The sequence below is a fragment of the Actinomycetospora termitidis genome (assembly GCF_030286555.1).
Classification (GTDB): Bacteria; Actinomycetota; Actinomycetes; order Mycobacteriales; family Pseudonocardiaceae; genus Actinomycetospora; species Actinomycetospora termitidis.
Window position 1 is genome coordinate 49,521 of sequence record NZ_JASVWF010000012.1, and the last position, 20,676, is coordinate 70,196.

The window sequence follows — 20,676 nt, forward strand, 5'->3', positions numbered from 1 at the left end:
CGACCAGGATCCCAGGTCTACCCGGTCCGGCGTGCGTGGACCCGCCGTCGGGATCGAGCGAAGGGCCCCCTCGCTCGATCTACCCGAGTGAAGGGGCCCTTCGGTCGAACGGCGTGGTCCCGGCGAAGGGCGCCCACGGCCCGCTCTATCGAGCGAGGGTGCCCTTCGGTCGGAACGGGGAGCGGGTCAGCCCGAGCGCGGGTGCGGCACGCGCGTGAGCGGACGGCGGTTCGCGACGAGGCGGTCGGCGACGTCCGAGGCGGAGGTCCGCGGCCGGCGCACGGACGCGAGGGCCTCGATCTGGGAGCGGGTCAGGTGCACAAGCCCGTCGAGGGCGGAGCTCACCTCGGGGGCGGTCCAGCCGCGCTCGAGGAGCAGGTGCACCAGGGCCAGGGCGGAGCCGCGGTCGCGGCGGGCGCGCACCACGAGGGAGCCGAGGTCGTCGGGGAGGACCCGGGTCGGGTCGGGGAGCGGGGTGACGGGGAGGTCGGCGTCGATGAAGTCCCCGGTGTCGGGCCGGGTCGAGATGGGGTCGAGGAGCACGGGCACCTTCCGTTCGACAGCAATCCGGGACAGCACTACCAGAATCGGCGCTCGGCGTGACGGGCAAACACCGGCGCGGTCACACGGAGGTCAACAGGCCCCGCTCCCGGAGGACGGGGATCGACAGCGTGCGGTAGCCGGCGTCGTCGAAGAGCACGACCACCGTGTCGTCCCCCACCGTCTGCACGACGCCGTGCCCCCACTCGTCGTGGGTCACGGCCTCGCCGGGCGCCGGCTCCCCGTGGGACGCACCGGACCGCTCGCCGGGGTCGCCGACGTCGCCGGAGTCACAGTGGTCGCAGTTCCCGCACGGCTCGTCGCGGGCCTCGCCGAGCACCTCGAGCAGGGTCCGCCGCCGGCACCCGCTGCCCTCGGCGTACCGGCGGACCAGCTCGACCTTCGACCGCTGCCGTTCGCGGCTGCGCATCACCAGTCCGGCCGCGGCCGCGGCGACCTCCGCGGCCGGGGCGTCGTTCACCCCGGCCACCAACCGTCGGCCGGGCGCCTGCGCCACGCTGCCGCCCACGACGAGGGCCGGGACGGCCCGCGACAGGGCGGCCTTGGACAGCCCGGCCGCGTCGGCCAGCTCGGCCTGCGCCACCCCGTCGTCGTGCAGGCGGATCGCCTCGACGACCGTCGCCAGCGCCGCCGCCCGGGCGTCCCGGCCGGAGGCGAACAGCTTCGGCCGGGCCAGGTCCTGCGGCCGGTGGAACAGCACGGCCCGCGCGGACCCGCCGTCGCGCCCGGCCCGGCCGATCTCCTGGTGGTAGGCGTCGATCGAGGTCGGGGTGTCGCCGTGGACGATCCAGCGCACGTCGGGCTTGTCGATCCCCATGCCGAAGGCGCTGGTCGCGACGACGACCCGCAGGTCGCCCGCCATGAACGCGTCCTGGACCTCCTGCCGCTCCTTGCGACGCATCCCGCCGTGGTAGGCGCGGGCCGGGACGCCCGCCGCAGTCAGGCGATCGGCGACCTCCGTGGTGTGACCCCGGGTGGTGACGTAGACGATCCCGGCGCCCTCGGACCCCGTCACCGCGTCCACCACCTGCCCCCACTTCGCCTCCTCCTCGTGCACCAGGCGCACCGTGAGGTGGGTCCGCGGCCGGTCGACGTCCCGGACGACGACGCACGCCTCCGGGATGCCGAGGAGGTCCAGGATCTCCTCGCGCGCGGGCACCGACGCGGTCGCGGTGAGCCCGAGGAGGCGCGGGGAGCCGAGCGCCCGGGCCGCCGGCGCGAGCGCCAGGTAGTCCGGCCGGAAGTCCGGGCCCCAGTCGCTCACGCAGTGCACCTCGTCGACGGCGAGCAGCGTGGGGGATCCCGCCGCGAGCTCGCGCAGCACGTCGGGGCGGGCGAGCTGCTCGGGTGACGTGATCAGCACGGCGAGCTCGCCGGCGGCGAAGGCGGCCGCAGCCCCGGGACCGGTCTCCGAGTTCAGCGCGGCCGCGGCGACCCCGGCGTCGACGAGGTGCGCGGCCTGGTCGCGGTGCAGCGACAGCGTCGGCGACACCACGATCGTCCGGCCCCCGAGCAGGTCGCCGGCGATCGCGTAGATCGCGGTCTTGCCCGCGGCCGGCGGGAGGACGGCGAGGGTGTCGGTGGTCAGGGCGGACAGGATCGCGTCCCGCTGGCCGTCGCCGAGCTCCGCGCCCTCGCCGAGGAAGCGGGTCGTGGCCTCGTCGAGTCCCGCGACGACCGCGGGCACCGGGCCGCACGGGCCGATCACGTCGCTGGGGTCCGGAGCCGTGGGGTCCTGGGCCGTGGTGTCCGCATCGGGGCGCGCTGTCACGGCGCCGGGGTGGGTCGCTCCCCGTCCCTCGAAACGCGGGTTGCGGGTGGGTGACCGACGGGTACGTCGGGCCGGTGACGCTGACGCGGGTCGACCCCCACGGGCCCGGGCTCGGACGCCGCCGCCGGGGGAAGGGCTTCAGCTACTTCGACCTCACCACCGGCGAGGCGGTGACCGACCCGGAGACGCTGGACCGCATCGCCGCCCTGGTGATCCCGCCGGCGTGGCGCGACGTCTGGATCTGCCCGCGCGCCGACGGCCACATCCAATCGGTCGGCACCGACGCGGCCGGGCGGCGTCAGTACCGCTACCACGCCGAGTGGACCGAGCAGCAGTCGCGCGAGAAGTTCGTCCGCGTCGCGCGGCTCGGCGCCCAGATGCCCGAGGTCCGCAAGACCCTCCTGGAGCGGTTGGACACCGACGGCCTCGGCCGCGACCGGGTGATGGCGGGCGCGGTCTGGCTGCTCGACCTCGGGGTGTTCCGCGTCGGCGGCGAGGAGTACGCCGAGGGTGACAAGTACTCCGAGGCGTCCTTCGGCCTGGCCACGCTGCGCCGCGAGCACGCCAGTGCCCGCAAGGACGGGTCGGTGCAGTTCCGCTACGTCGCGAAGGCGGGCGTGCCGCGCACCCTGACGATCGCCGACCCCGCGACCCACCAGCTCGTCACCTCGCTCAAGCGTCGCCGCGGCGGGGGCGACGATCTGCTGGCCTGGTCGACGACGCGGCAGCGTAAGCGGGTGTGGCACGACGTCACGGCCGACGACGTCAACGAGGCCGTCCACGAGCTGGTCGGCGACGAGTTCACCGCGAAGGATCTCCGGACGTGGAACGCGGGCGTGGTCGCCGCCGTCGCGCTCGCCACCCAAGTCGGGCCGGACGGGAACCCGCCGACCGCGGAACGCAAGCGGAAGTCCGCCGTCACGCAGACCATGAAGACGGTCGCCGGTCAGCTGGGCAACACCCCGGCGGTCTGCCGGCGCTCGTACGTCGACCCGGTGCTCGTGGAGCACTTCGAGGCCGGCCGCACCGTGCTCGACGCCATCCGCGAGGCCGACCCCTCGGACCTCGCCATGCGCGAGCAGGTCGAGGCGGCCGTCCTCGAGCTGGTCACCGACCGGGACTGATCTCCCGGCTCAGACGCCGACCGAGCCCGGCGTCATCTCCGCCCAGATCGTGGTGCCGTCAGGGTGGCGCCGGATGCCCCACTCGCGGGACACCGCCGCGACCATCGCCAGCCCCCGCCCACGCGGCGAGGACGTCGGCGGGGCCACCCAGCTCGGGGCCTCGGGGATGCGGTGGCCGACCCCGTAATCGCGCACGGTCATCAGCAGCGTCGTGTCCCGGCGCTCCACCGATACCACCGACGCGCTGGTCGCGTGCTCCACGGAGTTCGTCACGAGCTCCGTCACGACGATCTCCGCGGCCTCGCGCACCTGGTCGCCCACACCCCAGCGGTCGCACGTGTCGCGCACCTTCGCCCGTGCCAGGCCGGGGGCGTGCGGGTCGACGGTGAAGCGCCACCAGGCCCGGAGCAGCCGCGGGCGGTCGTCGAGGTGGGCGGCAGCCTCCGCGACGTCGGCGAACACCGGCACGCGGTGCGCGACGCCGGAACCGGTGAGCAACGCCGCGAGCGTGGGATCCGGGGCGGCCAGGGCCAGGCACGCCGAGGGCCAGCCGCCGGTGCGCTCGATCGCCTCGGTGAAGGCGTGCACCACCGACGCGTGCTGGGGTCGGAGGGCGGAGACGTCGACGACGACCCGGTGGTGGTCGACGAGCAGGTCCGTCAGGGCCGCGACGAACGCCTCGCGACCGGTCCGGTCCAGGTCGCCCTCGACGGTCGCGACCACGGCGCCGCCCCGCGAGGGGGCGGCACGGACCTGCCACGCGATCTGCTGCACGAATTCACCTCGCGGCCGTGGTACCCCTGGGCGGGACGGGTCAAGCCAGGCCGGACGGCCCGGATCGTCGGCCGGGTCCCGACGGCGACGGGAGCGGGAACGGGCCATGATGGGAGCCATGAGCACCGACGCCGAGCAGGGCGCCGACGAGCGCCCCGGACCCACCTCCGCCCTCGCGGCGGCCGCGGCCAGCGGCGCGGGGGACGGGGCGGGCACGGGGGACCTGGTGGAATCGCCGGGCGCGGTGATGCGCGTGGCCGGGATGGTCGGCAAGCTCATCGAGGAGGTCCGCTCCGCGCCCCTCGACGAGGCGGGGCGGGCACGGCTGGCCGACATCCACGCCCGGTCGATCACCGAGCTGGGCAAGGGCCTGGCGCCGGAGCTCCGCGACGAACTCGCGCGAATCTCACTGCCCCTCGGGACGGACGAGGTCCCCTCGCAGGCCGAGCTGCGGATCGCCCAGGCCCAGTTGCTCGGGTGGCTGGAGGGTCTCTTCCATGGCATCCAGAGCGCCGTGCTCGCGCAGCAGATGGCGGCCCGGGGTCAGCTCGAGCAGATGCGGTCCGGCCGCTCGGGCCGTGGCGGTGCCGCCCTTCCCGGCGGCACCGGGCCCGCCGAGGGTGGCCAGTTCGGCGGGCAGTACCTCTGAGACGAGGGGCTCAGCCCTCGAGCACGACCTCACCGGCCTCGGCGTCGTGGCGGGGACGACGCAGCGCGGAGCGGCGCTCGTCCTCGGTCAGCCCGCCCCACACGCCATAGGGCTCGCGGGTGGCGAGGGCGTGCCGACGGCACGGCTCGAGCACCGGGCAGCTCATGCAGACCCGCTTGGCCTGGCTCGCGCGCTGCTCGCGACGTGGCCCGCGCTCGCCGTCGGGGTGGAAGAAGAAGCTCGAGTCCATGCCTCGGCACGACCCGTGCAGCTGCCAGTCCCACTCGTCGATGATCGGTCCGGGGAGCAGACGAACATCAGCCACGGGAATCTCCTCAAGCGTTCGGACACGAACGTCGGTGGTCGTGTGTCGACCTGTTCGACGAGGGCGAGGCGGGTATAACCGTCGGTCCGAGATCACAAACCCCGCGCGCGTCACCCGGTCGGACCTGGATCGGGCCCCGGAGCGGGTGTGCGCCGGTCGGCGCCGTGCGATCGGCCGACGACCCTGCGTCGCGAGTAGTGTCCGCGCCAGTGGGTATCGTGCGGCCACCCACGGCGTTCGTGACCGCGGACGTGGCGGGCCGTGACCGTAGTCGAGGAGTGCAGTGCATGACTGACAGCGCAGGGAACGGGGGGCGGGAGTCCGTGGCCACCGACGAGGACTTCTCCACCGAGGAGCCGATGGGCGTCGACGTCGAGCGCTCCGGCGAGACGTCGGTCATCCGCCTGTCCGGTGAGATCGACATGCTCACGACGCCGGCGCTGCGGGCCAAGGTCACCGAGGAGCTGGCCGCCGGACTGTCGGTCCTGGTGCTGGACATGCTCGCGGTGGAGTTCCTGGGGTCCAGTGGGCTGGCGCTGCTCGTCGAGGCCCTCGACGAGTCCCGCAACCGCGGCGTCGCGCTCCGGCTCGTGGCCGACAGCCGTCCGGTCAGCCGGCCGCTGCAGGCCACGGGGCTGACGGACCTGTTCGAGATCCACACGACGGTCGAGGACGCCCTCGCGGCCTGACCGCGGGCCGCACCCGCCGACGTCACCGCGGTCCGCGCCCGACACGCTCGGCGCGCGGGTGGTGACCGACGGCGGGTGCGCCGATACGGTGACGCGGCGAGGAGCGGTGCGCCGTCGTCGCCGGCGACGATCTCGAGATCGACGACCACGAACCGCCGAACGGAGACCAGCAGTCGTGCAGATGCCCGAACCGCAGCAGCGCGTTCCCGAGGTCCCCGCCGCGGGCGTGGCGACCGAGGTGGACGGCCTGCCCGACGCGACGAGCCTCGCGGAGGTCCCGAGCCCCGTCGAGGTGCGGGTGCACGCCGACCCGGCCCTGATCCCGTCGATCCGCGCGGTGGCGGCGGACCTCGCGGCACGCGCCGACTTCGACCTGGACGCGGTCTCCGACCTGCGCATGGCCGTCGACGAGGCCTGCTCGGCGCTGGTCCCGCTGGCCACGCCCGGCGGGCAGCTGCGCTGCGGGTTCACCGTCATCGGCGGTCGCATCGCCGTGGTCGCCCGGGTGCCGGTCGACCACCCCACCACCCTGCGCCAGGACACCTTCGGCTGGCGGGTGCTGGACACGCTTACCGACACCGCCGAGGTGCTCGACGCCGACGCCGCGTGGATCGGGATCCGGCTGCTCAAGGACCGGACCTCGGCGTGAGCGTCCCGGCCGAGCACGAGAAGCGCGACGACTCCTACGGGCACCTCGCGCCCCTGCTCGCGGAGCACGCCTCCCTCCCGGCCGGTGACCGGCGGCGCGAGGCGCTGCGCGATCGTCTCGTGCAGGGCTACCTACCGCTGGCCAAGCACATCGCGCGGCGGTTCTCCCAGCGCGGCGAGCCGCAGGAGGACCTCGAGCAGGTCGCCACCGTCGGCCTCATCCACGCCGTCGACCGCTTCTCGCCGGAGCGCGGCTCGGACTTCCTGTCCTACGCTGTCCCGACGATCACCGGCGAGGTGCGCCGCTACTTCCGCGACAAGGCCTGGTCGACCCGCGTCCCGCGGCGGCTGAAGGACCTGCGCCTGGCCATCGGCTCCGCGATGCCCGCGCTGTCGCAGGAGCTCGGGCGCGCCCCGACCGCGGGGGAGCTCGCCGAGCGCCTGTCCCGCCCGCGCGAGGAGATCCTCGAGGCGCTCGAGGCCGCGAACGCGTACCGCTCCAGCTCGCTGGACGACATGCTCGTCGACGACCCGTCGTCCGGGCGCCTCGCCGACGTGCTCGGCACCGACGACGACGAGCTCACCCAGGTCGAGCACCGCGAGACAGTGCAGCCCGCCCTGAGGCGCCTGCCCGAGCGGGAACGCACGATCGTCATGCTCCGGTTCTTCGGCGGGATGACCCAGACCCAGATCGCGGAGCGGGTCGGGGTGTCGCAGATGCACGTGTCGCGGTTGCTCACGCGCACCCTCGCGACGCTGCGCCAGGAGCTGACCGAGGGTTCCTGACCCCCTCCGATCCGATCGAACGGCACTCTCGCAGCTTCTACGCGCGCGAGAGTGCCGTTCGTTCACCGGGACCGCGACCGGACCGTGTGGCCCGCGTCGTCGTGCCGGGTGCGCCCGGTCCGGGCCAGCAGCTCCAGCAACGGCACCGCGACCCGCCGGGTCGTGCCCAGCGCCTGCCGGGCCGCCGACACCGTGAACGGCTGCTCGAGTTCGCCGAGCACCTCCACCGCCCGGTCCGGCGCGTCCGGTCGCAGGTAGATGCCGTCGGCGACCCGGAGCAGCTCGCCCGCCTTCACCACCGCCCCGAGCTGGCGCCCGCCCAGCCCGAGCTCGCTCAGCCGGTGCGCCTCCGGGGCCGCGAACGGCGCGTCCGCGAGATCGGCGAGCACCGCCGCGACGGCGTCGCGGACCGCGGTCGGCAGCCCGCCGTCGCCGGCCCGCAGGATGCGCCCGCCGTCCTCGGCCAGGTCCGGGCACCGGGTCAGCACCAGGCCGACCAGCCGCTGGTCGGGCAGGTCGAGGCCGCGCTGCGCCGCCCTCATGGGTAGCCCGGGGTCCAGCGGGTCGGCCTCGGCGTGCTCGGCCACGAGCGTGACCAACCGGCCCGCCAGGACGTCCAGGTGCCCGGGGTCGACGTACCAGCCCGCCGCGCTCGGGGTCCCCGATGGCGGGTCCTCCAGACCCAGACCCGCGAGGTCGGCCGCGCGGAGCACCCGTCGTCGGGACAGCTCCGCCACGGTGTCGGGCGTGCCGTCGCTGGTCGCGAGCTCCCCGGCCCGTGCCCGGGCGGCGCCACGGCGCCGCAGCTCCGGGGGCCGCACGTCGAGCACGGTGATCCCGCCGAGCACGGCGTGCGCGCCCGGGTCGCGCAGCAGGGCCCGGTCGCCCGGGCGCAGCGGGAGGGGTGCGCGCAGCGTCAGGCGGACGGTGCGCGAGGTGTCCGAGGCGTCCGGCGCGTCGTCGCGCGAGAGCGGCCGCACCCGGGCCGCGACCGCCGCCGACCCGGCGTGCAGCATCACCTGGCCCGGCAGCCGCGGTCCGCCCCCGTCCGGCTCGGCGCCCCGTCTCGCGGGGACCGTGGTCCCGCGCGGCGGGTGCACCCGCACGTCGACCACCGACGCCGCGAGCCAGCGTCCCGGGGTGAGCAGCGCGTCCCCGCGGGAGACCTCCTCCAGCGGCACCCCGCGCAGGTTCACCGCCACCCGCGCCACCGCCGAGGCGGTCTCCACCGGGGAGCCCAGCGACTGCAGCCCGCGCACGGAGACGGTGCGGCCCCCCAGCTCCAGCTCGTCCCCGACCGCGATCCGCCCGGCCCCGAGCGTCCCGGTCACCACCGTCCCTGCCCCCCGGATGGTGAACGCTCGGTCCACCCAGAGCCGGACGTCGGCGTCGAGGTCGGGCTCGGGCAACCGGTCCGCGAGCGCTGTCAGCTCCGCACGCAGCTCGTCCAGGCCCTCGCCGGTCGTCCCGGAGACGCACACGGCGGGCAGCCGGCCGAGCGCGCTCTCCGCGAGGTGCTCGAGCGCCTCGTCGCGCGCCAGTTCCGGGTCCATCAGGTCCGAGCGCGTCACCACCAGGACCCCGTCGCGCACGCCGAGGGCGTGCAGCGCGTCGAGGTGCTCCCCGGACTGCGGCATCCACCCGGCGTCCGCGGCCACCACGAACATCGTCGCCGGCACGGGCCCGACCCCGGCCAGCATCTGCGTCACGAAGCGCTCGTGCCCGGGGACGTCGACGAACGCGACCGTGTGCCCCCCGATGTCGGTCCACGCGAACCCGAGGTCGATCGTCATCCCGCGGCGCCGTTCCTCGGCCCAGCGGTCGGGCTCCATCCCGGTCAGCGCGCGGATCAGCGTGGACTTGCCGTGGTCGACGTGCCCGGCGGTGGCGAGCACCTTCACGACGGCGGGTCCCCCTCCTCGTGGCAGCGAAGCGTCGTTGCTGTCACCGGACGACAGCGATGACGCTTTGCTGTCATCCCAGACGCGACCGCCCGCACCGCGGCCACCAGCCGCTCGTCGTCGTCCGGCAGCACCGACCGCAGGTCCAGCACGCAACGGCCGTGCTCGACCCGCCCGACGACGGGGTCCTCCCCGGCCCGCAGCGCCTCCGCGTACTCCACCGGCAGCGCCACCCCGGCGCTCGGCAGGTCGACCCCGGGTGCCCCGCCACCCCCGACCTGCGCGACGCAGTCCACGGCCTCACCGCCGACCGCCGCGGCCACCGTCCGCCCCCGGGCCCGTAGCGCGTCGACGTCCGCCTCGAGCATCGCCCGCACCGGCGGCACCGGGCCGCGCAACGTCGCCTCCAACGCCGCCAGCGTCAGCTTGTCGACCCGCAGCGCCCGGGCCAGCGGGTGCCTCCGCAGCCGGTTCACCAGCGACGCCTCCCCGAGCAGCAGCCCCGCCTGCGGGCCCCCGAGCAGCTTGTCCCCGCTCGCCGTCACCAGCGGCACGCCGGAGCGCAGCTCGGTCGTGGCGTCCGGCTCGTCGGGCAGCAGCGGGTGCGGCGCGAGCAGCCCCGAGCCGATGTCGGCGACCACCGGGACACCCAGCTCCGTCAGCTCCCCGGCCGGCACGCTGGACGTGAACCCCTGCACGACGAAGTTCGACGGGTGGACCTTGAGGATCATCCCGGTGTCCGGCCCGACCGCGTCCGCGTAGTCGGCGACCCGCACCCGGTTCGTCGTCCCGACCTCCCGCAGCCGCGCCCCGGTCGACTCCAGCAGCTCCGGCAACCGGAACCCGTCGCCGATCTCGACCATCTCGCCGCGCGCGATGACGATCTCGCGGCCGGCGGCCAGCGCCGTCGCCGCCAGGATCAGCGCCGCCGCCCCGTTGTTCGCCACGTGCACCGCGCCCGCGTCGGGCACCGCCTCGGCCAGCGCCGCCATCGCGCCGGCGCCCCGTCGACCGCGGCCACCCGTGGCGAGGTCCAGCTCGACGTCCGTCGTGCCGGCCGCCGTCACCAGCGCGTCGCGTGCGGCCCCCGACAGCGGCGCCCGCCCGAGGTTCGTGTGCAGGACGACCCCGGTCGCGTTGAGCACCGGCCGCAGGCTGGCCGCCGACCGCGGGAGGGCGGCGACGACCGCGTCGACGACGTCGTCCGGCCCGATCTCCCCGGCACGCGCCCGCTGCTGGGCGGCGAGCACGACGTCCTTCACCCGCGCCTTCCCGACGACGTCCGCGGCCGCCGCGACGCGCGGGTCGGCCAGGACGGCGTCCGTGCGCGGGATCCGTCGCCGGGGGTCGGTCACGTCGGTGGAGTCTGCGCCGTTTCCGCGCACTCCGCAGCGAACGAGCGGGCCGTTCGTCACCTTCTATCGTGACGAACGGCCCGTTCGTACGGAACGGAGACCGTCAGCTCCCGGCCGCCGGCACGTACCGGCGATCCGGAGGAGTGGTGCCCGGCTGCACGGCCTCCTCCCGACGGCGGATGCGCTCGCGCTGGGGCACGACGATGTGGGCCGGGTCGTTGGCGGAGGCGATCCCGGCGTCGAACACGCCGAAGCGGGTCAGGGCCGAGCCCGCCATGAGCGCCACACCCGAGAGGGCGGCGGCCCAGCGCCGCTTCCGCCCGAGCACCGCGCCGACCGCCCCGGCCACGAGGCACGCCTTCGACGCCGTCATCAGCGTCTTCGCGCGGCCCTTCTCGTAGACGTCCGCGAGCATGCCGAGGTCGCGCGTCATCTTCTGCTCGGTCGCGAGCTCGACGGCCGCGCCGAGGACGCCGAGCCGCGCCGCCGGCTCGTTGTCGCGCACCGAGGAGGCGACCAGCCCGAAGCCGCCGCCGGCGGCCGCCGCGCTGCCCGCGAACAGGACCGGCAGGTGCCGGTGCGCCTCGTGCCAGGTCGGCACGGCGGTGTTCGAGAACAGCACCGCGGTGTAGGTCGCCAGTGCGGGCCCGACGACCGCCGCCGCCACGCCCGATGCGTCACCGGCCCGCCGCACGAACCGGCCGGAGCCACGCTCGGACAGACGGGGCCCCAGGAACTCCGCCGCCGCCGTCGCCGTCGCGAACGCCGCGAAGGGGGAGAGGATCCACGAGCCCACCGACAGCGGCGAGGTCGGCTTGAACACCCGCAGCATGTGCAGGAAGCGTGACGGGCGGTGCAGGTCGTGGATGAGGAAGACCGTGCCGCCCATCGCGCCGGCCACCGCCACGTAGCGACCGCCCCGGCGCAGCGTCGGGCGGTCGGTCGCGGCCGCCATCGCCGCCAGCACCGACGACGACCCGGCCAGCCCGCCCAGGAACAGGTACAGCGGGACGTCCGGGTTCTTCCACACCGGCGCCTTGATGATCGGGCGGCCGTAGTAGGAGCGGAACTCCGCCTCCGGCACCTGCAGCTGCTCGCCCCGGCCGCCGCGACGGGGCTTGACGGCGTCGCGGTCGACGCCCCGACGCTGGGGCATCTCCGTCGGGTTGGAGTCCTGGGTCACCGCCGGCCCCTCCAGAACGCCGCCACGGCCGCCACACCCAGCCCGACCGCCGTCAGCGCGGCGTTCCGCCACATCTCGGGCAGGTCGCGGGTGGTGACGATCGGGTCCGGCGGCAGGCCGTAGACCTCGGGTTCGTCGAGGAGCAGGAAGAACGCCCCGTCCCCGCCGACGCCGTCGTCCTCGTCGCGGCCGTAGAGCCGGGCCTCGCTCACCCCGCGGTCGTGCAGCTCCGCGAGCCGGGCGTCCGCGGCGGCCTGCAGCTCGTCCAGGTCGCCGAACTGGATCGACTGCGTCGGGCACGCCTTCGCGCAGGCGGGCTCGAGCCCGCTGCCCAGCCGGTCGTAGCACAGCGTGCACTTGTGGGCGCCGCCGTCCGAGCCGCGGACGTCGATGACCCCGTAGGGGCACGACGGCACGCAGTAGCCGCAGCCGTTGCAGATGTCGTCCTGCACCACCACGGTGCCGAACTCGGTGCGGAACAGCGCCCCGGTCGGGCAGTTGTCGAGGCACCCGGCGTGCGTGCAGTGCTTGCACACGTCGGAGGCCATCAGCCAGCGGACGTCGCGCTCGTCGTCCGGGGTCTGCTGGCCGTGCGCGCCGTCGTCGGGAAGCAGCGACAACAGGTCGACCGTCCCGCCACCGGGCGCCGGCACGGTCTCACGCGTGGAGGGCAGCGCCCCGCCGCCGAGCGCGGGCAGGCCGCTCGGGATGCGCCCCGTGGTCACGTCACCGCCGTGGGCCTTCGTCGCCGACCCGTGCGGGCGGACGTCCTCGATGAACGCGACGTGGCGCCACGTCGAGGCGCCCAGGTCACCGGTGTTGTCGTAGGACATCCCGGTGAGCCGGTAGAGGTCGGACGCGTCGGTCCCGTCGTCGGGGACGAGGTTCCACTCCTTGCACGCGACCTCGCAGGCCTTGCACCCGATGCAGACCGACGTGTCGGTGAAGAACCCGACCCGCTTCGGGTGTCCGGCGTCGAACCCGGCGTCGGCGGCCGGATCCGGCAGCGGGCCGTAGAGCGCGTTGTCGGTCCCCGCGAACGCGTCGAACACATTGGTCATCGGGTCGAGCTCCGCTTCGCTTCGTCTCCCAGGGTCATTCGATACCTCCCGGCTCGACGCCGGCCTTGCGCCGGTAGGACTCGACGAACTCCAGCAGTGCCGGCCCGCGGGGGCGCCGTCCGGGCTGGATGTCGCACGTGGCGACCTTCGACTCCTGGATGTGGACGTTCGGGTCCATGACGACGCCGAGCAGGTCGTTCGCCGGGTCGCCGGTGGTCAGGCCGTTCGACCCCCAGTGGTAGGGCAGCCCGATCTGGTGGACCGTCTGGTCCCCGATCCGCAGCGGCTTCATCCGCTCGGTCACCACCACGCGCGCCTCGATCGCGGTGCGGGCGGAGATCAGCGTCGCCCATCCCAGGTGCTCGAGACCGCGTTCCGCCGCGAGCGCGGGGGAGACCTCGCAGAAGAACTCCGGCTGGAGCTCGGAGAGGTAGGGCAGCGTGCGGCTCATGCCGCCCGCGGTGTGGTGCTCGGTGAGCCGGTAGGTGAGGAAGACGTAGGGGTAGACGTCGCTCATCGCCGGGTTGATGCGGTTCCACGCCCGGTCGATCCGCTCGAGCGCCGGGTTGTCCTGCTGCTGGTGCAGCAGGTTCGCCACGGGCGACTCGACCGGCTCGTAGTGCGTGGGCATCGGCCCGTCGGCCATGCCGGCCGGCGCGTACAGCCACGCCTTCCCGTCGGCCTGCATGATGAACGCGTCCGTGCCCCCGAGTGCGTGCTCGCGCTCCGCACCCGGCTCCGGCACGTACGACGGCGGCTTCGTCGCCTCGAAGTCGGGGATGTCGTGGCCGGTCCAGCGGCCCGACTCCTCGTCCCACCAGACGTAGGCCTTGCGCTCGCTCCAGGGCCGGCCGTCGGCGTCGGCCGAGGCACGGTTGTAGAGCGTGCGGCGGTTCGCCGGCCACGCCCAGCCCCACTCCGCGGCCACCCAGTCCTGCTCCGAGCCCGGCTTGCGGCGGTCGGCCTGGTTGACGCCGTCCGCGTAGACGCCGGTGTAGATCCAGCACCCCGCGGTCGTCGACCCGTCCGCCTGCAGCTCGGTGTACGACGAGAGCGGCTTCCCCTCGGCGTCGTACCCGTTGATCTCGCCGAGCACCGACTCCGGCTCGGGCTCCTCGTGGATCCCGGTGGTCGGGTAGTCCCACGTCAGGTCGAGCAGCGGCCGGTCGCGCTCGTCGGTCGACGCCGCGAGCTTCTCCCGGATCCGCTTCCCGAGGTGGAAGTAGAAGTGCAGTTCCGAGCGGGCGTCGCCCGGCGGGTGCACCGCCTCGCGCCGCCACTGCAGGAGGCGCTGCGTGTTGGTGAACGTGCCGGACTTCTCGGTGTGGTTCGCGCACGGCAGGAAGAAGACCTCGGTGCCGATGTCCTCCGTCCGGAGCTCACCGGTCTCGATCTCCGGCCCGTCCTTCCAGAACGTGGCCGACTCGATCATCTGCATGTCCCGGACGACGAGCCACTCCAGGTTGGCGAGGCCGAGGCGCTGCATCTTGCCGTTCGCGTGCCCGACGGCGGGGTTCTCGCCGACCAGGAAGTAGCCGAACGTCTTCCGGTCGATCTGGTCGCGGACGATCCCGTACGTGCCGTGGTCGCCGGTCAGGCGCGGCAGGTAGTCGAACGCGTAGTCGTTCTCCGCGCTCGCGGCGTCGCCCCACCAGGCCTTGAGCAGGCTCACCAGGTAGGTGTCCATGTTGCCCCAGAACCCGGTCTTGGCCGCGTCGGCGTCGAGGAAGCTCCGCAGGTCCTCGTGCAGGTGCGCGTTGGGCATCGGGATGTAGCCCGGCAGCAGGTCGTAGAGCGTCGGGATGTCGGTCGACCCCTGGATCGACGCGTGCCCGCGCAGGGCGAGGATGCCGCCGCCCGGCCGGCCCATGTTGCCCAGCAGCGTCTGCAGGATCGCGGCACCACGGATGTACTGCGCTCCCACGCTGTGGTGGGTCCAGCCCACGGAGTACACCCACGCCGTCGTCCGGTCGCGCTGCGAGTTCTCCGTGATGGCGCGGGCGACCTCGAGGAACTGGTCCACGCTCATCCCACACACGCGCGACACCGCCTCCGGGGTGTAGCGCGAGTAGTGCCGGCGCATCACCTGGTAGACGCACCGCGGGTGCTGCAGGGTCTCGTCGCGCTCCGGCGCGCTCGGGGTGTTCGCGGCGTCGCCCGCCCCGCCCGCGGTGTCCGAGCCCATCGCCGCGTGGTGCTCGCGCAGCTGGGACTCCCAGTGGTCGCGCTGGCCGGCCGCCGGCGCGCTGTAGCCGTCGCCGTCGAGCTGCCACGAGATCGGGTCGTAGCGCCCGGTCTCGGCGTCGTAGCCGGAGAAGATCCCGGCCATGTCCTCGGTGTCGGTGAACTCCTCACCGACGAGGTCGGCGGCGTTGGTGAACGCCTGCACGTACTCGCGGAAATCGAGCTCGTTCTCGAGGACGTAGCTGATCAGCCCGCCGAGGAACGCGATGTCGGCGCCCGCCCGGAACGGCACGTGCAGGTCGGCCACGGCCGAGGTGCGGGTGAAGCGCGGGTCGACGTGGATGATCTTCGCGCCGCGGCGCTTCGCCTCCATGACCCACTGGAAGCCCACGGGGTGGGCCTCCGCCATGTTCGATCCCTCGATGACGATGCAGTCCGAGTGGATCAGGTCCTGCTGGAAGTTCGAGGCCCCTCCGCGGCCGAAGCTGGTCCCCAGACCGGGGACGGTGGCGCTGTGTCAAATGCGCGCCTGGTTCTCCACCTGGATCGCGCCGAGCGCCATGAACAGCTTCTTGATGAGGTAGTTCTCCTCGTTGTCCAGCGTCGCCCCGCCGAGGCTCGAGAAGCCCAGCGTGCGCCGCAGGACGCGGCCCTCGTCGTCGGTGTCCTGCCAGCCGCGTCGGCGGGCGTCGATCACCCGGTCCGCGATCATGTCGACCGCGGTGTCGAGGTCGAGGTCCTCCCACTCGGTGCCGTACGGGCGCCGGTAGCGCACCGTCGTGACCCGCGTCGGGCTCGTGACGAGCGAGGTGGACGCGGAACCCTTGGGGCACAGCCGCCCCCGCGAGATCGGCGAGTCCGGGTCGCCCTCGATCTGGGTGACCCGGCCGTCGCGGACGTAGACGTTCTGGCCGCAGCCCACCGCGCAGTACGGGCACACCGACTTCACGACGGCGTCCGCGTCGTCCGTGCGCGGGCCCAGGGCCTTCGTGCGCGGGCTCTCGACGGCGGCCCCGCGGGCCAGCGGGTCGGACCCCGTCGCCTGCCGGAACATCGGCCACTCGCCGAGCCAGGTGCGGACGCCCAAGGGATCTCCTCGCGCAGGGATGTGGTGGTGGCGGAGGCGGACGGGAATCGAACCCGCCTGGCCGAGATACCCGGCCACGTCGGTGTTGAAGACCGCGGGGCCCACCAGGAACCCTGACGCCTCCACGGGCGAGCCTAGGCACCGTCCGGACACGGCGCAGGCCGGGGCGCGGGTGGGTTCACCGGCACCGCACAGCGGGAAGGACACGGCCCGTGTGGACCGGAACCGACACCCGCCTGGTCGTGACGGCGGTCGCCGTCGTCGCCCTGGTCATCGTCCTGATCACCTCCCGGCTGCGCCTGCACGCGTTCCCGGCGCTCATGGTCGGGTCGCTGGTGCTCGGGCTCGTCGCGGGCCTGGGGCCGTCGGGGACGGTCGAGTCGTTCACCGACGGCGTGGGCGGCACGCTCGGCGACGTCGGCGTCGTCCTGGGCCTCGGGACGATGCTCGGGAAGCTGCTCGCGGACTCCGGCGGCGCGGATTTGCTCGCCGACACCCTGCTGCGCCGCTCCGGGCACCGGATGCTGCCGTGGGCGGTGGCGCTGCTCGCGATGGTGCTCGGCATCCCGCTGTTCTTCGAGATCGGCGTCGTGCTGGTGCTGCCGATCGTCTTCACGGTCGCGATGCGCCTCGACCGCGAGCGCGGTCACGAGCACGGCCGCGACGAGCAGGGGCGCTCGACGATCCTGCGCGTCGGCATCCCCGCCCTCGCCGGGCTCTCCGTGCTGCACGCCTTCATCCCGCCGCACCCCGGCCCGCTCGTGGCGGTCGACGCGCTGCAGGCCGACCTGGGCCAGACCCTGCTGATCGGCATCGTCCTCGCGATCCCGACGGTGGCCGTGGCCGGTCCGCTGTTCGCGCACTACGCCTCGCGGTGGGCGCACGCCGAGCCGCCGGTGGCGCTGCTGTCGAGCGGGGCCGCGTCGGGGGACCGGCCGTCGTCCGGCGTCGACGCACCCGGGACCCCCGAACACCCGCCGCCCGGCCTCGGCGCGACGCTGACGACGATCCTGCTGCCTGTCGTGCTCATGCTGGTCCGCACCGTCGCGGATATCGCCCTGCCCGACGACTCCCCGGCCCGTCCGGTCGCCGAGTTCGTCGGCGAGCCGATCGTGGCGCTGCTGCTGGCCCTGCTGCTCGCGACGTGGACGTTCGGCTTCCGCCGCGGCCTGTCCGGCGCCGAGGTGACCTCGCTCGCGACCGCGGGTCTCGTCCCGGCCGCGTCGATCTTCGTCATCATCGGTGCGGGCGGCGGGTTCAAGCAGGTGCTCGTCGACTCCGGCATCGGCGACTCGCTCGCCAAGGCCGCCACCGGCGCCGGCATCCCGGTGCTCGTGCTCGCCTGGACGGTCGCGGTCCTCATCCGGCTCGCGACCGGCTCCGCCACGGTCGCCACCGTGACCGCCGCGGGCATCGTCGCACCCGTCCTCGCCGCCGAGCCGGGGGTCTCGCCCGTGCTGGCCGCGCTCGCGATCGGCGCCGGGTCGGTGTTCTTCTCCCACGTCAACGACGCGGGCTTCTGGCTCGTCCGCGAGTACTTCGGCATGTCGGTGCGCGACACGTTCCGGACCTGGTCGGTGATGGAGACCATCGTCTCCGTGGTCGGGCTCCTCGCGGTGCTGGCGGCGAGCCTCGTTGTCTGAGAACAGCGTCCTGGCCGTCGACGTCGGCACCACCTCCACCAAGGCCGTCCTCTTCACGACGACGGGTGCGGTGCTGGGGGAGGGGGACGTCGGCTACGAGCTCGCCGAGCCGGAGCCAGGTGCCGCCGTGCAGGACCCGGAGACCGTGTGGGAGGCCGTCGGCGACGCGGTGCGGGACGCCGCCGGAGGTACCCGCCCGGCCGTCGTCTCGTTCTCCGCGGCGATGCACGGGCTGCTCGGGGTCGACGACCGCAACGACCCGGTCGGACCGTTGCTCACCTGGGCGGACTCCCGCGCATCGGCCACCGCGGACGCCCTGCGGGCCACCGACACCGCCCTCGACCTGCACCGCCGCACCGGCACCCCGGTGCACTCGATGAGCCCGCTGGTGAAGCTCGCGTGGATGCGGCGGGAGCGGCCGAGCCTGCACGCCGCGGCCGCGCACTGGGGCGGGATCAAGGAGTTCGTCCTCGGGCGCGCGACGGGTCGCCGGGTCGCCGACGCGTCCTGCGCGTCCGGCACGGGCCTGATGGACCTCGCCCGCCGCCAGTGGGACGACGAGGCCCTCGAGATCGCCGGGATCACCGCGGACCGGCTGGACGAGATCGTCGACACCACCGCCGTCGTCGGGACCCTGACCGACGCCGTCGCCCGCGACTGGGACCTGCCGTCGGGAACGCCGGTGGTGGCGGGCGCCGGGGACGGGCCGCTGGCCAACCTGGGCCTCGCGGCGATCCGACCCGGGGTCCTGGCCTGCTCGATCGGCACCAGCGGAGCGCTGCGCCTGGCCGTCGACCGGCCCGCCGTCGACCCCCGCGGCCGGCTGTTCTGCTACGAGCTCACCGACGAACGGTGGGTGGTCGGCGGGGCGATCACCAACGGCGGGGTCGTGCTCGACTGGGCGTCCGAGACCTTCGGCGCCGACGCCGAGACCCTGCTGGCCGAGGCCGCCGACACCCCGCCCGGCGCCGACGGACTGCTCGCGATCCCGCACCTGCTCGCCGAGCGCGCCCCGCGCTGGGACGGTGGCCTGGGTGGGACCTTCCTCAACCTGCAGCGCGCCCACGGCCGCGGACACCTGACGCGTGCGCTGATCGAGGGCGTCTGCCTGCAGCTGCGCCTGGTGCTCGACTCGATGCGCGACGCCGGTGCCGAGGTCCACGAGATCCGGGCGACCGGCGGGTTCGCACGCAGCGCGTTCTGGCGCCAGCTGCTCGCGGACGTGCTCGGCGTGCCGGTCGGCTTCCCCGAAGGGCACCAGGGTTCGGCCTACGGCGCGGCGCTGCTCGGGGCGCAGGGCGTCGGCCTGCTCGACCCCGGTGCCGAGGCGCTCGCCGCGGCCGCGGACCACGTCACGATCGCCGAGGTCCGCGAGCCCGGGCCGTCCGCGGCCGGCCACACCCGTCGTCGGGACCTGGTGGAGCAGGTCCACGACCGGCTCGCCGACGTCGTCGGCGAGCTCCGCCGCTACGAGTCGGCCGCGTCCGCGACCGCCTCGAGCTCCACCAGGGCGTCCTCGAGGTAGCCGAGCAGCTTCTGCAGGCGGGGGACGCTGCGGCGGTCGCCGGTGAGCCCGAACTCCATGTTGTCGGCGTAGGAGAACACCGTCATGTTCAGCGCCTGACCGTCCAGCGGCACCGAGAGCGGGTACATCCCGGAGAGCTTCGCGCCCTCCCAGTACAGCGGCGCCTTCGGGCCGGGCACGTTCGAGATGATCAGGTTGAAGCCCGGGTTGATCACCGACGACACCCCGGGCACCGTCCCCAGGGGCAGCGGCGCCGCGACCGCCAACGACAGCGCCGCGACGGCCATCGGGTCGCGCTGGTCGAGGTTCGCCTTCGCCGCCTTGCCGGAGGCCTTGATGCGCTCGAGGCGCACGCCGGCGTCGGCCTCGTCGGTCGCGAGGGTCACCAGGATCGCGCCGAGCTGGTTGCCCTCCCCGGTCGTCCCCAGCGACACGGGCAGTGCCGCGACCAGCGGCTTGTCCGGGAGCTCGCCCAGCTCCAGCATGTAGCGGCGCAGCGCGCCGGAGCACATGGCGAGGACGACGTCGTTCACCGTCGACGAGGTCCGCTCCCGCACCCGCTGGATGCGCTTGAGCGGCCACGACTCGGCGGCGAAGCGCCGCGCGCCGGTGATCGGGACGTTGAACATGCTGTGCGGCGCCTCGAAGGGCAGCGCGGTGTCGCGGTTCGCCAAGCCGTCGTAGACCGCGTTCGCGAGCGCCGGCGCGACACCCAGCACGGAGTTCGTGGTGCGGACGGTGTCGGCGACCGCGGAGGACACCGTGCGGTAGCCCTCGGACACCGTGGAGCCGACCCACTCCAGGACGCCGGGTTCCGGTCGCTCCTCGACCTCGGCCGCCGGTTGCTTCTTCGACCGCGGATCGACCTGCCAGAACGGCGGGGTGTCGAGGTCCTCGGGGTCGGTGGAGAGCGTCTTCTGCAGGTGCCGGATGCCGGTGACGCCGTCCATCATCGCGTGGTGGACCTTGAAGTAGGCGGCGAACCGGTCGCCCTCCACGCCCTCGATGAGGTGGAACTCCCACAGCGGCCGGTGGCGGTCGAGCAGGGACCCGTGCAGGCGGGACACGAGCTCCAGCAGCTCCCGGATCCGGCCCGGCCGGGGGAGCGCGGAGAGCCGCACGTGGTACTCGATGTCGAGGTTCTTCTCGGGCTCCCAGGCCCACTGGCCGAGGGTGGACAGGCTGCGGTACGCGCGGCGCGCGAACGTCGGCGCGACCTCGTTCGACGACACCAGCCGCCGGTGCAGGTCACCCAGGAAGTCCGGGCCCGCGTCCTCGGGGCGGTCGAAGAGCAGCAGTGACCCCACATGGGTGGGGTGCTCCCGGGACTCGGCGAGCAGGAACATCGAGTCCCGGAACGACATCACACCCATGCGAACCATCCTCCCGCCGCGGACCTGTCCAGGAGAG

At 74.2% G+C, this 20,676-nt stretch carries 17 protein-coding genes and 1 tRNA gene; 7 read left to right on the top strand and 11 right to left on the bottom strand.

Annotated features, from left to right (window positions below; translation table 11 throughout):
• Nucleotides 1–186: 186 nt before the first annotated feature.
• Both QRT03_RS31645 and QRT03_RS31650 read right to left on the bottom strand, forming a co-directional pair.
• The gene (locus tag QRT03_RS31645; protein WP_286057157.1) at nt 187–543 is read right to left on the bottom strand and encodes a hypothetical protein; all 357 of its coding nucleotides are present in this window, start codon (nt 541–543) and stop codon (nt 187–189) included.
• 79 nt (nt 544–622) lie between these two features.
• Nucleotides 623–2,332, bottom strand: coding sequence for a RecQ family ATP-dependent DNA helicase (locus tag QRT03_RS31650; protein ID WP_286057158.1), 1,710 nt, complete (start codon nt 2,330–2,332; stop codon nt 623–625).
• Nucleotides 2,333–2,382: 50 nt separating this feature from the next.
• Here QRT03_RS31650 and QRT03_RS31655 point away from each other — a divergent pair, with 50 nt between their 5' ends.
• The gene (locus tag QRT03_RS31655; RefSeq protein ID WP_286057159.1) at nt 2,383–3,456 is read left to right on the top strand and encodes a DNA topoisomerase IB; all 1,074 of its coding nucleotides are present in this window, start codon (nt 2,383–2,385) and stop codon (nt 3,454–3,456) included.
• Between the two features lie 9 nt (nt 3,457–3,465).
• On the opposite strand, the gene QRT03_RS31660 is transcribed toward QRT03_RS31655, so the two are convergent.
• Nucleotides 3,466–4,230 (bottom strand): ATP-binding protein, encoded by a 765-nt coding sequence (locus QRT03_RS31660; RefSeq protein WP_286057160.1) that lies wholly within the window; start codon nt 4,228–4,230, stop codon nt 3,466–3,468.
• 118 nt (nt 4,231–4,348) lie between these two features.
• On the opposite strand from QRT03_RS31660, the gene QRT03_RS31665 reads away from it, so the two are divergent.
• Nucleotides 4,349–4,879, top strand: coding sequence for a proteasome activator (locus tag QRT03_RS31665; protein WP_286057161.1), 531 nt, complete (start codon nt 4,349–4,351; stop codon nt 4,877–4,879).
• 10 nt (nt 4,880–4,889) lie between these two features.
• Here the strand turns inward: QRT03_RS31665 and QRT03_RS31670 are convergent, their stop codons facing one another.
• Nucleotides 4,890–5,204, bottom strand: coding sequence for a WhiB family transcriptional regulator (locus tag QRT03_RS31670; RefSeq protein WP_286057162.1), 315 nt, complete (start codon nt 5,202–5,204; stop codon nt 4,890–4,892).
• Nucleotides 5,205–5,491: 287 nt separating this feature from the next.
• Here QRT03_RS31670 and QRT03_RS31675 point away from each other — a divergent pair, with 287 nt between their 5' ends.
• The 3 genes from QRT03_RS31675 to QRT03_RS31685 all read left to right on the top strand — a co-directional run bounded on the left by QRT03_RS31675 (nt 5,492) and on the right by QRT03_RS31685 (nt 7,327).
• The gene (locus tag QRT03_RS31675) at nt 5,492–5,893 is read left to right on the top strand and encodes an STAS domain-containing protein (RefSeq protein WP_286057163.1); all 402 of its coding nucleotides are present in this window, start codon (nt 5,492–5,494) and stop codon (nt 5,891–5,893) included.
• 181 nt (nt 5,894–6,074) lie between these two features.
• Nucleotides 6,075–6,542: an ATP-binding protein gene (locus QRT03_RS31680; protein ID WP_286057185.1), complete on the top strand. Its 468-nt coding sequence runs from the start codon at nt 6,075–6,077 to the stop codon at nt 6,540–6,542.
• Nucleotides 6,539–7,327, top strand: a complete 789-nt coding sequence (locus tag QRT03_RS31685) for an RNA polymerase sigma factor SigF (protein ID WP_286057164.1) — start codon at nt 6,539–6,541, stop codon at nt 7,325–7,327. The genes QRT03_RS31680 and QRT03_RS31685 overlap by 4 nt, the downstream gene beginning before the upstream one ends.
• A 62-nt stretch (nt 7,328–7,389) precedes the next feature.
• Here the strand turns inward: QRT03_RS31685 and selB are convergent, their stop codons facing one another.
• The 6 genes from selB to QRT03_RS31715 form a co-directional block, all read right to left on the bottom strand.
• Entirely contained in the window at nt 7,390–9,228 is a 1,839-nt protein-coding gene (gene selB / locus QRT03_RS31690) for a selenocysteine-specific translation elongation factor (protein WP_286057165.1), read from the bottom strand.
• Nucleotides 9,225–10,583 (bottom strand): L-seryl-tRNA(Sec) selenium transferase, encoded by a 1,359-nt coding sequence (gene selA / locus QRT03_RS31695; RefSeq protein ID WP_286057166.1) that lies wholly within the window; start codon nt 10,581–10,583, stop codon nt 9,225–9,227. Before selA ends, selB begins: the two co-directional genes overlap by 4 nt.
• A gap of 103 nt (nt 10,584–10,686) precedes the next feature.
• Complete coding sequence (gene nrfD, locus QRT03_RS31700; RefSeq protein ID WP_286057167.1) at nt 10,687–11,766, bottom strand: NrfD/PsrC family molybdoenzyme membrane anchor subunit; 1,080 nt, start codon at nt 11,764–11,766, stop codon at nt 10,687–10,689.
• Entirely contained in the window at nt 11,763–12,827 is a 1,065-nt protein-coding gene (locus QRT03_RS31705; RefSeq protein ID WP_286057168.1) for a 4Fe-4S dicluster domain-containing protein, read from the bottom strand. The genes nrfD and QRT03_RS31705 overlap by 4 nt, the downstream gene beginning before the upstream one ends.
• A 34-nt stretch (nt 12,828–12,861) precedes the next feature.
• The gene (gene fdh, locus QRT03_RS31710) at nt 12,862–16,098 is read right to left on the bottom strand and encodes a formate dehydrogenase (protein WP_425604935.1); all 3,237 of its coding nucleotides are present in this window, start codon (nt 16,096–16,098) and stop codon (nt 12,862–12,864) included.
• Between the two features lie 28 nt (nt 16,099–16,126).
• Nucleotides 16,127–16,222 (bottom strand) — tRNA-Sec (locus tag QRT03_RS31715).
• Nucleotides 16,223–16,310: 88 nt separating this feature from the next.
• Between QRT03_RS31715 and QRT03_RS31720 the strand changes: the two genes are divergently transcribed.
• On the top strand, nt 16,311–17,741 hold the full coding sequence (locus tag QRT03_RS31720; RefSeq protein WP_286057169.1) for a GntT/GntP/DsdX family permease: 1,431 nt from the start codon (nt 16,311–16,313) through the stop codon (nt 17,739–17,741).
• The gene (locus tag QRT03_RS31725) at nt 17,734–19,266 is read left to right on the top strand and encodes a gluconokinase (protein ID WP_286057170.1); all 1,533 of its coding nucleotides are present in this window, start codon (nt 17,734–17,736) and stop codon (nt 19,264–19,266) included. The genes QRT03_RS31720 and QRT03_RS31725 overlap by 8 nt, the downstream gene beginning before the upstream one ends.
• Here QRT03_RS31725 and QRT03_RS31730 read toward each other — a convergent pair.
• A complete protein-coding gene (locus QRT03_RS31730; RefSeq protein WP_286057171.1) occupies nt 19,209–20,639 on the bottom strand; it encodes a WS/DGAT/MGAT family O-acyltransferase in 1,431 nt (476 codons plus the stop codon). The genes QRT03_RS31725 and QRT03_RS31730 overlap by 58 nt on opposite strands.
• Nucleotides 20,640–20,676 lie beyond the last annotated feature (37 nt).